The 12,561-nt window shown below is 71.3% G+C and carries 9 protein-coding genes; 5 read left to right on the top strand and 4 right to left on the bottom strand.

Features of this window, described 5'->3' with window-relative positions:
- Positions 1-79: 79 nt before the first annotated feature.
- The 3 genes from JYK02_RS20915 to JYK02_RS20905 form a co-directional block, all read right to left on the bottom strand.
- Positions 80-2,080, bottom strand: coding sequence for an Ig-like domain-containing protein (locus JYK02_RS20915; protein ID WP_207053473.1), 2,001 nt, complete (start codon positions 2,078-2,080; stop codon positions 80-82).
- Positions 2,081-2,218: 138 nt separating this feature from the next.
- A complete protein-coding gene (locus JYK02_RS20910; protein WP_207053472.1) occupies positions 2,219-3,640 on the bottom strand; it encodes an IgA Peptidase M64 in 1,422 nt (473 codons plus the stop codon).
- A gap of 61 nt (positions 3,641-3,701) precedes the next feature.
- Entirely contained in the window at positions 3,702-5,246 is a 1,545-nt protein-coding gene (locus JYK02_RS20905; RefSeq protein WP_207053471.1) for a PEGA domain-containing protein, read from the bottom strand.
- A gap of 312 nt (positions 5,247-5,558) precedes the next feature.
- Between JYK02_RS20905 and JYK02_RS20900 the strand changes: the two genes are divergently transcribed.
- Both JYK02_RS20900 and JYK02_RS20895 read left to right on the top strand, forming a co-directional pair.
- A complete protein-coding gene (locus JYK02_RS20900) occupies positions 5,559-6,563 on the top strand; it encodes an SDR family NAD(P)-dependent oxidoreductase (protein ID WP_207053470.1) in 1,005 nt (334 codons plus the stop codon).
- Positions 6,564-6,649: 86 nt separating this feature from the next.
- Positions 6,650-7,651, top strand: coding sequence for a diacylglycerol/lipid kinase family protein (locus JYK02_RS20895; RefSeq protein ID WP_207053469.1), 1,002 nt, complete (start codon positions 6,650-6,652; stop codon positions 7,649-7,651).
- Between the two features lie 25 nt (positions 7,652-7,676).
- On the opposite strand, the gene JYK02_RS20890 is transcribed toward JYK02_RS20895, so the two are convergent.
- Positions 7,677-8,711, bottom strand: a complete 1,035-nt coding sequence (locus tag JYK02_RS20890; protein ID WP_242588828.1) for a FadR/GntR family transcriptional regulator — start codon at positions 8,709-8,711, stop codon at positions 7,677-7,679.
- A 287-nt stretch (positions 8,712-8,998) separates the two neighbouring features.
- Between JYK02_RS20890 and JYK02_RS20885 the strand changes: the two genes are divergently transcribed.
- The 3 genes from JYK02_RS20885 (at position 8,999) to JYK02_RS20875 (ending at position 12,547) form a co-directional block, all read left to right on the top strand.
- On the top strand, positions 8,999-9,688 hold the full coding sequence (locus JYK02_RS20885) for an NrtR DNA-binding winged helix domain-containing protein (protein ID WP_207053468.1): 690 nt from the start codon (positions 8,999-9,001) through the stop codon (positions 9,686-9,688).
- Positions 9,689-9,868: 180 nt separating this feature from the next.
- Positions 9,869-10,672, top strand: a complete 804-nt coding sequence (locus JYK02_RS20880) for a protein phosphatase 2C domain-containing protein (protein ID WP_207053467.1) — start codon at positions 9,869-9,871, stop codon at positions 10,670-10,672.
- 3 nt (positions 10,673-10,675) lie between these two features.
- On the top strand, positions 10,676-12,547 hold the full coding sequence (locus tag JYK02_RS20875) for a hypothetical protein (protein WP_207053465.1): 1,872 nt from the start codon (positions 10,676-10,678) through the stop codon (positions 12,545-12,547).
- Positions 12,548-12,561: the final 14 nt, after the last annotated feature.

Here is a 12,561-nt window from a genome sequence, read left to right as displayed (position 1 = left end):
CTGTCATCCAAGAAGAAGGGCCGCGCTCCCCGGTGGGGGAACGCGGCCCTCTGTCACGGCAGGGTGTCAGACGCGGCGACTACGGATTCGCGACACCCCAGGACGGAGCACCCACGGCCCAGTCGGCCGCGGTGTTCGTGTCCGTGGCGCTGACGCGACGGGCGGTGCTGCTGGCCGGCGTCGCGTTGTTCGCCGGCACGTTGGTCCAGTCCGCGGAGACGGCCGCCGCGGTGGGCGAGGAGGTCGTCGTGCACGGCGCGCCGGTGCAGTCCGCGGGCGACCACTGACCGGCGGCTTGGATGGCCTGGAGGTTGCCCGGGAAGGCCCCGGGCTGGTTCGGCGCGTTGCGCGCGAAGGGCACCGCGTCCTGGATGGCGTTCTGCGCGTCACGCACCAGGAGGACGCGGCTGGAGAAGGTGATGTCCGTCGTCCCGCCCTTGAAGTCCCAGGCCGTGTCGAAGTTGGCCGCGTTGCTGCTGGTGGGGAACTGGTTCTTCGCGGTGGTCTCGCTCTCGCCCGTACCGTTGATGTGGACCACGATGATGTCGTCCTTGGCCACGCTCACGTCCGGGAATGTGGCCAGGGTCGCGGCGGAGTTCACGTCCTGCTGCAGCAGGAGGCCCGCCGTCGTACCGGCGCTGATGACCTGCAGCTCCACGAGATCCAGCCTGTTCGTCGCGCTGGGCTGCACCTCGGTGATGCGCAGCACGGCGCCCGTGCGGAAGCCCTTGAAGGTCGCCGAGTTCGGGGTGGTGACCGCGCTGCCCACCGTGTCCTTCACGGTGTTGGCGACCGACACCGTATAGTCCGTTCCCGGGACCTGCTCGGTGGTCGTCACCAGGACGTCCCGGCCGCTGACCGTCGCGCTCTGCGCCTGGAGGCCGCCGCTGAACGTGAACTGCGTCGGCGCCGCGGTGACGCTGGCCGCGTCCACCGAACGGCTGAAGGAGACCTTGACCTGCGTGAGCGTCGTCGCGAAGGCGCTCGCCAGCGTCGGGGCCGGGCAGCCGGTGACGTTGAGCTGCTCCGGCGCGAACACGGACACCTGGGGCTGGGCGTTGAAGCGCCAGACGACGCCGGTGGGCACCGCCACGTCGCAGCCCGCGACCATGTCCAGGTAGGAGGACACGGTGGATGGCACGCGCAGGAGCAGGGGGCTGGGGGACGGCTCGCCCGTGGTGACGACCGGGAAGGCGGTGAAGGCCGCGCCGCTGCTGCTGCCCGCCCCGGTCCCGCCCAGCTTGCCGGACACGGTGACCAGGCGGCTCTCGTAGGTGCTGGTCGTGCCAGCGTCCTCGAAGGTGCTGACCGCGTTCACGTCCACCTTCAGGCCCGCGGGCGTCGCGGTGCTCAGGTTCCACACGCCGTGGTTCTTGCTCACCACGGTCAGGTCCGTGACCGTCTTCGCCACGTTGAGCCCGTTGAGGATTTCCTTCTCCGTGACGTTCAGCGTCACGCGGTCACCCACGGCCACCGGCGTGGTGGACGCGGAGCCGCGGACGAACATCGCCGGGCCGTTGGCCTCGGCCTGGAGGAAGAAGCCGTCGGCCTCCGCGGCCGCGCTGCCCGCCACCGCGGGCTTGATGAAGGTCACGAACGCGCCGCTGACCGGCTGCGGCGTGGTCAGCGCGCCCGCCGGGGCCGCGACGAACGCGGCGATCTGCGCGCTCGTGTCCGCCAGCGGCGTGGTGACGCTGGACGGCGTGCAGGTGTTCGTCTCCAGGTTGCAGGACTCGGTCAGCGAGCAGGCCGGGTTGCAGGCCTGGGGGCCCGTGCCCGCGTCCGTCGTGGTGCCCGCGTCCGTGCCGGTGCCCGCGTCCGTGCCGGCATCCGTGCCGGTGCCCGCGTCCGTCCCGGTGCCCGCATCCTCCTCCGTACCCGCGTCCTCGCCCGGCGTGGTTACCGTGCGCAGCTCGCACTTGTTCTCCACGCAGGCGTAGACCTGACCCGCGGGGGCCGCGCCCTTGTCACGACAGTCGAACTGATCGACACACTCGTCGCCGCAACCCGTGCCAACCGTGACGAACACGGTGGACACGAGCGCCGGCAGCCAGCTGCGCTTCAGGCTCCGCTTCAGCATGTGAATGCCTCCCATGGGGTCCAGACTCCAGATGCGGTCCCCCTTACACCCGAAAACCGAGGGGCGTCCATTTGCCCAACCACCTGCTACGTCCCTGTCACCCGAAAGGACGCCCAGGGGCCTGGGAATCAAAGGAAGTCAGGGACTCTTCCGTGCTGGAGCGGACGGTGGACCCGCGTACAGGTCGATGACCTCGGTGATTCCGCGCTGACACACCGCGCAGAAGGGCACCCGGTCCCGGGTGAACATCATGCAGTCCATCTGGGGCCGGAAGTAGCCCTTGGCCTCGTAGTGCGCGCCCTCGAAGGCGCCCACCTTCCCGGAGAACTTCTGCGTGCCCAGGAATTTCTCCTCCCAGTCCCGCTGCGACACGAACAGCGCGTCCATGTCCGCCTCCGGCTTGCGCTCCGAGCGGATCTTCTGCCGCCGCTGCTGCACCTGCAGCGCATGCGCGTCATAGGCGGGCTGGTTCCACGGCGTGGGCAGCGGGGTGCCGGAGGCCACCAGGTCCTTCCACTTGAGCTGGGACGGGTCGTGGAGCGCCGTGACGTTCTTCTCCCAGGGCTCCACCCGCTCCGCGGGCGCGGCGCCGTAGATGGGCGCGGAGGTGTAGTACTCGTCCGCCAGGCCCGCGAAGTGGTGGCCGAACTCGTGGACGAACACGTAGGGGGCCCAGAGGCTGTCGGCGGCCACGGTGCTGAAGAGGTTGAAGATGCCGCCGCCGCCGTAGGTGTTGCCGTTGGACAGGATTTCAACGAATTCGTAGGGCGCGAACGCGGCGGTGTCGCGCAGCGCCTCGTTGTCGAAGGTGAGGATGTAGCGCTCGGCGCCGAAGGCGTCGTAGGTGGAGCCCAGGGGCGGGCGGCGGTGGACGCCCGTGGACGGCCGCGAGATGCCGGACTCGGCCGCCTTGGGCATCAGCCCCCAGACGTTGAAGTCCGCCTTGCGCTCCTTGAACGGGGAGTAGCTGAAGAGGGTCTCCACCAGCTTGCGCGCGTCCTTCTCGAACTTGGGGCGCTCGGCCTCCGTGTAGCCGTCCCCCAGGATGAGGAAGTCCACCTTGTCCTGCGGCGGCCCGTTCTCCAGCAGCTTGAGCAGCGGGCCCGGCGCGGGCGGCGAGGACGGGTCCACGAAGGGGTCCTTCGGGTCCACCCCCACCGACCAGATTTCGCGGAAGGCGTTCTGCGCGTCGCGCTTCTTCAGGACGACCTGGACGGGGCGGTCCGGCGAGGGGAAGCGCAGCGACTCACTGAAGGTGCGGTGGGCCCCCTTCGCCTCGTCCGTCAGCTCCCACTCGCCGAAGATGGAGGCGAAGCCGCGCGAGTACAGGAGCCGGTTCGTCCCCCGGTCCCGCACCTCGAAGAGGTACTTGCCCAGGTTCGTCTCGTCGAGGGCCCGCGCCGGGTGGCCCGGCCAGGGCAGCGGCTCCACCACGAGCCGCTCCAGGCTGAAGCGCTCCTCGGTGGCGTTGCCGGTGTGGAAGTAGTCGACGCGGAACGTCCGGGGCGCGGCGAGGGCGGTGCTCGCCGTGAGCAGCAACAGCAGGAGGGAAGCGCGCATGGGGCGCGACTCTACGCGCCCGGTGCTTCCCGGAAAGGAACCTCCGGCCTGGAACGTCCCCTCAGAACGATCCGGACACGCTCGCCGCCGCGCCCGTCCCGTCCGCGGACACCCCCAGCGTCACGGGCGGGGCCTTCGCGGGCGAGGACACGAGGAAGAGCACCGCCCCGGTGACGACCGCCGCGCCCCCGCCCACGAGCAGCCCCGTCATCAGGTGGCTCTTGCCCACGAGCGAGTCGCGCAGCGCCACGGCCCGCGCGTCCGTGCTGACGAGCTGTCCGCCGTTGGCCGCGCGGCGGTCCTCCAGGCCGTCCAGGTCCTTCTGGGCCAGCAGCCGCACCACGCCCGCGCCGCCCAGCGCCGCCACGCCCGCGCCCACCGCCACGTACGACGCCGTGCGCAGGCCCGTCTGGGGCGCGGCCGCGCCGCGGGCGTCTTCCTCCGACAAGAGGTGGGGCGCGGTGAGGTCCGCGCCCGTGCCGGAGCCGGAGGCCGCCGTTCCCCGGGGGCTCCCCGCGTCCCAGGGCGCCTTGCCGTTGGCGCTGTTCATCACCACGAGGTTGGACGGCGAGCGACCGGTGGTGACGAAGTCCACCAGCGCGGACAGCGCCTCCCCGGGGGCGTCCAGGCCCTGCGTCTTGAAGCCGCCCTCGCGCAGCTTCTGCCCGCCCTCGACGTTGAGCACCGTGGCGGCGAACCACTTGGGCCCGCTGCTGGGGCGCTCCAGCCGCACGACGATGACCTCTTCCACGCCCAGCGTGCCGCCCAGGCGCACCGCGTGGCTCCAGGTGCGCTCCTCGTTGCCGTCCGAGGCGGCCAGGCACGGGAAGGGCGCGGCCGTCACCGACCCCTCATAGGCCAGGTCCACCAGGAGCGGCGTGTCCGCCCCCTGCGCCTGCACCTGGCGGGGGAAGCTCACCGCGTCCCCCTTCACCATGGACAGTTCGTACGCCCCGGCGGGCAGCTCCAGCGTGAGCGGCGTCTGCCCCACGCCCAGGCCCTCCAGGTACACGTCCGACGCAGGCAGCGTGGACTTCAGGGACAGCTTCACCTTGGGCATCCGGGCCAGGTCGCGGCGCAGCTTCTCGAAGGCCTGCCGGAGGGAGGGGGCGTACTGGTCCGGGTCCAGCTGGTACTTCGGCTGGAGGCGCAGCACCTGGAGGAAGGCCGCGTCGCTGTCCTTCGTCCGCCCCAGCGCCCGGTGGTTGAGCCCGTGCAAGAGCTGCGCGTGGGCGAAGAGCTTCCAGCGCGGCTCGCCCGGCGGCAGGCGGCGGATGTCGCGAAGGGCGTCGTCCAGCAACTGGGTCGCGCGGGCGTTGCGGCCCTCGTAGAACTGGTCCTGCGCGGCGTCCAGCTGGCGCTGGAGGTCCTCGAAGGAGCGCGAGGCCGCGGGAAAGAGGCGCTCGGCGAACTCGGGGACGCCCAGCACGCGCTGCTCGGGGCGGGCGCGCAGGGCGTCGTAGAACGCCTTGGACTGGCCGCTCAGCTCCGCGTCCCGGCAGTCTCCGCTGGAGACCACCAGCCGCTGCGGCGCGGCCTCTAGGGCGGTGGCGCACAGCAGGCACAGCAGCAGCGCGAACGCGGACGGCTTCGGTCGGAAGGACATGGGCACGAGGGAGTGGAAGGGATGGCCGGACCGGCGTTGCAGGCCGCGTTCCGTCCTCTACCGGACTGCCCACCCTCCAGGCCAGCGACCCCCGGCCTCTGCCTCCCGGTCCCGCATGTGGACCTCCGTCCGGATTCCGGGCCCCCTGCCTCGCTGGCTGCCCTCCAGGTGAGTCGCCGGTGGCCCGGGTAGGACGTCCTGTCCATCCCCACCTTCTCCGACGTGCGGCGTCATGGACCTGTCGCCCACCGACCCTTTTGAACGCTCGGGCCCTTCCGGGGGCCGTCGAGCCAGCCACAAGGACCCCACTCCATGGATCGCATCTGGAAAGAGAAGGTCATCGTCATCACGGGCGCCTCCAGCGGCATTGGCCGGGCCACGGCGCTGCTGCTGGCGAAGAAGGGCGCCCACGTCGTCCTCGCCGCGCGCCGGGAGGAGCCGCTGGAGGAGCTGGCGGCCGAGTGCGAGTCCCACGGCGTCCAGGCCCTGATGGTGCCCACGGACGTGTCGGACGCGGCGGCGGTGCGGCAGTTGGCGGAGGCCGCGGTGGAGGCTTTCGGCCACTTCGACGGCTGGGTGAACAACGCGGGTGTCTACATGCTGGGCAGCCTGGAGGAGACGCCGGACGAGGCGTTCCGCCAGCTCATGGAGACCAACTTCTTCGGCACGGTGAGCGGCGCCCGCGCGGCGCTGGCCCAGTTCCGGCGCCAGGGCTACGGGACGCTCGTCAACGTGTCCTCCACCTTTGGCACCGTGCCCGCGCCGTACCTGAGCGCCTACGTGGCCTCCAAGTTCGCGGTGCGCGGCTTCTCCGCGTCGCTGCGCCAGGAGCTGATGAACACGGGCATCGACGTGTGCACGGTGATGCCCGCCGCCATCGACACGCCCCTCTGGCGCCACACTGCCAACTACACCGGCTGGCGCATCCGCCCCGTGGAGCCCGTCTACACCCCGGAGCGCGTGGCCCGCACCATCCTCCGCGTGCTGCGCCACCCCCAGGACGAGGTCCTGGTCGGCGGCTCCGGCAAGAGCTTCTCCGCGATGCACAACCTGCTCCCCGGCACCTTCGAGCGCACCATGAAGTCCGGCACGGACGTGCTGCACTTCAAGAACGAGCGGCAGGGCCCCACCTCCGGCAACGTCTTCCGGCCCATGGCGGAGGGGGACTCGGTGTCGGGTGGTTACCACGGCACCGGAAAAACATGGCTGAGGCGGCTGCTGGTGGCCGGCGGACTGGCCGCCGCGGCGGTGACGCTGCGCCGGCGTGCGGCCGAGCGATACCTGGAGGCGCGGCTCGCCCACGCCCTGGGAGCGTGATGACCATGTTCCCAAGGGGTGTCCCCATGCCGGGGCGCTTTTCGTGACGGGGCCATGACATGAACTGGGGAAGAGTCGCGCCCGCCATGAACATCGCCGTCCTCGTCAATCTGCGTGCGCGTAAAGGGACCGAGGGGATGGGCGGGCTCGTCAGAGACCTGCTCCCCCGGGCCCGGGTGGCCCTGACCCGTTCCCTGGAAGAGGCGCGGGAGTGGGTGGACCAGCTCCGCCACGACCCGCCCAGCCTGCTGCTCGCGGGCGGGGGGGACGGCACCATCACCGGCCTGCTCAACGAGCTGCGCTCCCAGGGCGTCGCCCTGCCGGCCATTGGCGTGCTGCCCCTGGGCACGGGCAACGCCTGGGCCCGAGTCACCGGTGCGCCGCGTCCCCACGTGGCCCTGAAGCAGATCGCCGCGTACGGCGAGCGCCTGCCGCCCCTGCGTCCCTTCTCCCTGGTCCGTGTGGAGGGCCGGGTGGCGCCCTTCGCGGGCACGGGCTGGGACGCGGAGATGATCCAGGACTTCAAGAACCAGCTCGCCTCCGCCGGGCCGCTGAAGAAGGCGCAGTCCGGCCTGCGCGGCTACCTGGGCGCCATGTTCACGCGCACGGTGCCGCGCCACCTGTTCGGCGAGGGCAACCCGAACGTCTCCGTCTACAACCTGGGCGCGTCCGCGCTGACCATCGACGCGACGGGCGCGGTGCGGCCGGTGCCCAACGGCGGGACGGGGCAGCTCCTGTACCAGGGGCCCGCGGGCGTGGCGGGCGCGGCGACGACGCCGGAGTGGGGCTTTGGCTTCAAGGCGTTCCCGTTCGCGCAGGCGGTGCCGCACCGGCTGTCGGTGCGCGTGTACGGCGCGGGCGTGATGGAGGCCACGCGCAACATGTTCCGCCTGTGGCGCGGCGAGCACCCCATGCCGCGCATGCACGACTTCTTCGTGGAGCGCCTGCGGATGGACTTCGACCGCGAGGTGCCCTTCCAGATGGGCGGCGACGTGCTGGGCATGCGCCGCTCGCTGGAGTTCGACCTGGCGGAGGAGAACGTCCAGCTGGTCGACTGGCGCCGCCTGGGCCGGCTCGTCGCCGTCTAGCCGCGGTGATCAGGGAGCCGTTGACTCATCCGGAGCGGAAGCAAGGCTCGTGAGTGAGCCCTGCCTCGGGATCCGAAGCGTCGGAACCTGTCTGACCGCCGGACAGGTTTCCCGATGCCGTGTCGATTGGAGTGATGCCGCCAGGGCCATGTTCCTCGACGCGAGGGCATGTCTCCGCCGCGTCATGCTGCGCAGTGGCTGACACGGAGTCGCAGGTGCCCTGTGTTTCAACGCAAGGGGCATCATTCCGCGCCGTGTCCGCCGAAGGGGCGGCGAGGCTGCACTCCTCCGTATCAGGGGGCTCGGGAGTGACATTCTCCCGAGGACGTGGGGCGACCTGATCGAGCAACCGCGCATCACACGCCTTCAGCAGTAGCGGCAGTTGGTGCTGAAGCGTCTGCATGTCGCGCTCGCTCAGGGCGTGCATCGCGCACCGGGCCCACTGGCCCAGGGCTTCGCCACCCATGAAGGGCAGCAGCCGGGCCGCAATGCCCCTGAAGGCCCGTTGCAGAGACTGGATGAGGAGCAGGTGCCCGGGACGCGCAGCCACCTGGGCCGCCAGCCGCAGCAGCTCGAACTCCAACTGGGCGCAGCGCTCTCCAGGGTGCCAGCGCGCCGCGTCCCAGAGCGCGTAGCAGACGGACTCCAACCGGCCCACCTCCGACTCGGAGGCGTTCGCGCAGCAGTCGGCCAAGAGCTCCACCAGCACCTGCCGCTTGAGGCTGAAGAAGCCCTCCAGCAGTCGCCGGCCCTCCTCGGAGCGCGCGGCATGCAGCGCCAGGCCCAGGTTCTCCAGCGTCAGCGATTCGTCCAGCGCCACCGCTCGCGCCTGGCGCCCGGGGTGCTGCACCACGAGGCCCCGTGCCGCCAGCCGCCTCAAGGCCTCGCGCACCGTGCCCCGGCACACGCCATACCAGCCAGCCATCACCCGCTCCGAGGCCAGCCGCCCGTTCCTCGGCAGCCGTCCCAGCGCGATGTCCTGCTCAATCTGCTTCTCCACATACGCCACCAGCCCCACCCTCACCATCTCCGCCGCCCTTCTCGCCGATGCTTCGCGCATCCAACCAGATGGGTCTGACATGGACGGGACGGACTGGAGGACGCGCCCTCCGGCGCCGGGCGATGCGAACTGGTCCGACTGTTGGACCAGTCCGCGGACATCGGCTCCCGGCCGGGGGCGCTGTTCATGGACCTTCCTGGTTTCCGCTCAATCGCCTCGTCGCGGCCCACCGCTGCCGCTCCGTGGGCAACGGCTGGAGTCCCGTCCGGCCGCCCTGCACCTCCAGGCGCGAAGGCGCTTGCCGGCACCGTGTCATCTGGACACGATGTCGGCCGGAGGGTTTCCCCGTGAGCCACACCTATGAGTACCCGCGCCCGGCGGTGACGGTGGACTGCGTCGTCTTCGGGTTGGACGAGGAGGACCTCAAGGTGCTGCTCATCCAGCGCGGGGTGGAGCCGTACCAGGGCCGGTGGGCGCTTCCCGGTGGCTTCGTGCGCATGGAGGAGTCGCTGGAGGACGCCGCGCGCCGCGAGCTGGAGGAAGAGGCAGGCCTGCGCACCAGCCACCTGGAGCAGCTCTACACGTTCGGTGCGCCGGACCGTGACCCCCGGGGCCGTGTCATCACCGTGGCGTACTTCGCGCTGGTGAAGCTGTCCCAGCACCACCTCCAGGCCTCCACCGACGCGCGCGAGGCGGCGTGGTTCTCCGTCTGGGACACGCCGAAGCTCGCGTTCGACCACGCGGACGTGCTGGCCACCGCGCTGCAGCGGCTCAAGGGCAAGGTGCGCTACCAGCCCATCGGGTTCGAGCTGCTGCCGCCCAAGTTCACGCTGTCGCAGCTCCAGCGGCTGTACGAGACGGTCCTGGAGCGCGAGCTCGACAAGCGCAACTTCCGCAAGAAGATCCTCGCCATGGACCTGCTGGAGGAACTGGACGAGGTGGAACAGGACGTCTCCCACCGCGCCGCCCGCCTCTACCGGTTCGACCACAGGAAGTACAAACAGCTCGAGAAGGCCGGCTTCAACTTCGAGCTGTAACCCCCACGCCTCCCGCTGACCTGGCGCCTCCCGCTGACAGGTTGTCCCACGTCGCCTTGACTTCGTGTCATGTGGACACTATGTTGGTGTCGTAGATACACGAAGTCGGGCGGCGCGGGGCCGCTCACTCGCCAGCAGGTTCTTGCGTCGTGCGTGCCCTACGAGGGCCACGGGAGAGCCATGTCCACGCTGCCCTTCGATGTCGCGGTGGGTTCGGTGCAGGGCCGGGAGCACGCTCGTTCGGGGCGCAACAACCAGGACGCCGCCTGCGTGCGGGAGAGTGAGCACGGGCTGGTGGTGGTGGTGGCGGACGGATGCGGCAGCCAGCCGTGCAGCGAGTTGGGGGCACAGCTGGGAGTGCGGCGGCTGGCGCAGGCGGCGCAGGCGCGGCTGGCTCGGGGCGAGGCGGTGGACGGCGCGGACTTCCTTCCGGGGCTGCGCGGGGACGTGCTGGAGCTGATGGAGGGCTTGGTGTCCACGCTGGGGCGGGACGTGCTGGGGGACCTGCTCTTCACGCTCGTGGGGGCGGTGGTGACGCCGGCTCACACGCTCGTCTTCTCATCAGGGGACGGGGTGTGGATGCTCAACGGCGAGGTGCATGCATTGGGGCCGTTTCCGGGCAACGCGCCGCCGTATCTGGCGTATGCGCTGCTGCGCGGCGAGGACGTGCCGCTGGTGCCCCGGGCGCTGCTGCCCACCGAGGACGTGCACGCGCTGCTGGTGGGCACGGATGGGGTGGGGGACCTGCTGGGGCTTGAGAGGGCTCGGCTGCCGGAGCGCGACGAGCCGGTGGGGCCGCTGTCGCGGTTCTGGACGGACGACCGCTACTTCACGAACCCGGACGCGGTGCGACGGCGGCTGGCGCAGCTCAACCGCGAGTCGGTGCGCGCGGACTTCGCGGAGCGGCGGTTGTTGCGCTCGCCCGGGCTGCTGACGGACGACACCACGCTGGTGGTGCTGCGCCGCCGGATGGGGAGGGCGTGAGCCATGGACGTCTGGCTGGAGGGAAAGAAGGTCCGGTTGGATCCGCAGCGGGCGCTGGGCAAGGGCGGCGAGGCGGATGTCTATGACCTGGGCGATGGCCGCGCGCTCAAGGTCTTCAAGCGGCCCGAGCACCCGGACTACCTGGGGCTCGTGCCCGAGCAGGCCGCAGCGAAGGCCCGGCTCGCGGAGCACCAGCGCAAGCTGCGCGCGTTCCCCTCGGGCCTGCCGGCGCGGGTGGTGACGCCGCAGGCCCTGGCCACGGACAAGAAGGGCGTGGAGGTGCTGGGCTATGCGATGCGCAAGCTGGACGGCGTGGAGCCGCTGCGCCGGTGGAGCGAGCCGGCCTTCCGCCGCGCGGGCGGCAAGGCCGCGGATGCGGTGACGGTGCTGGCGGGGCTGCACCGCGTGCTGGGGGCGGTGCACTCGGGCGGCGTGGTGGTGGGGGACTTCAACGACCTGAACGTGCTGACGGTGGGCACGGACGCGTACTTCATCGACGCGGACAGCTTCCAGTTCGGTCCCTTCCTCTGCCCGGTGTTCACCGAGAAGTTCCTGGACCCGCTGCGGTTGGATCCGGGCGCGCAGGCGCTGACGCCCGCTCGGCCGGCGACGGTGGAGAGTGATTGGTATGCCTTCGCCGTCACCGTGATGCAGTCGCTGCTGTGCGTGGGGCCGCAGGGCGGCATCCACAAGCCAAAGGCCCCCGGTGCGTCACGGCTGAACGCGGTGGGCCGGATGCTCCAGCGCGTCACCGTCTTCCATCCGGACGTGCAGTATCCCAAGCCCGCGCTGCCCCGGGCATCGCTGCCGGATGACTTGCTGCACCTGTTCCACCAGGTGTTCGTGGAGGACCGGCGCGGCGCGTTCCCGCTGCCGGTGCTGGAGGGGCTTCGCTTCACGGTGTGCGCGTCGTGCGGTCTGGAGCACGCTCGGGCCTCGTGTCCCACGTGTCAGCCGCACGCGACGGTGGCGGCCACGCCGGTGTCGGCGGTGCGCGGGCAGGTGACGGCGACGCGGAAGTTCACGACCCGCGGCGTGCTGGTGCACGCGAGCGCGGAGGACGGGACGGTGCGCTTCGTCTACCACGCGGACGGCGCGTACCGGCGTGAGGACGGGCGCACGGTGATGGTGGGCGCGCTGGATCCGTCGCTGCGCTGGGCGGTGCAGGGGGACGTCACGCTGCTGGGGCAGGGCGGACGTGTGGCGGTGTTCATGCCGGGCCGGGGGCCGGAGTTCCTGGGCGTGGACGTCTGTGAGAACCGGCCGGTGTTCGCGGCCAATGCCAGCCACCGGTTCTGGGCGGTGGGCGGCGGGCTGTGGCGGGACGGCACGTATGGCCCCGAGCGGTGGGGCGACGTGCTGCAAGGACAGACGCGGCTGTTCGTGGGGCCCCGGTTCGGCCTTGGGTTCCACCGCGCGGCGGGGCTCAGGGGGGCCTTCCTGTTCGACGTGGAGCGCAAGGGTTTGAGGGACGGGCTCACGCTGCCGTGGCCGTCGGGGCAGTTGCTGGACGCGGAGGCCGTGTTCGACGGGACCTCCGTGTGGCTGCTGCTCGCGGAGGAGACCGGGGGCCGCACGGTGCACCACGCCGTGCTGCTGGGGCCGGACGGGGCGGTGCGCGCGAGCGCCCGGGCCGACGCGGGGGACGGCTCGTGGCTGGGGACGCTGCGGGGGAAGTGCGCGGTGGGGGGCGCGCTCTTCTGCGCCACGGACGCGGGGCTGACGCGCGTGGAGCTCCGGCAGGGACGGCTGGAGGCGGTGCGCGAGTTCCCGGACGCGGAGCCTTTCGTGGACGCGGACCGGGGCCTGCTGCTGTCTCGCGAGGGATTGATGGTGGTGGGGGCTCAGGACCTCACCGTGTTGCGGATGGCTTGAAACACAGACAGGGG

Source organism: Corallococcus macrosporus, from assembly GCF_017302985.1.
Lineage (GTDB): Bacteria > Myxococcota > Myxococcia > Myxococcales > Myxococcaceae > Corallococcus > Corallococcus macrosporus_A.
Note: the sequence above shows the minus strand (reverse complement) of the source record. Positions and strands in the feature narration are given on the sequence as shown.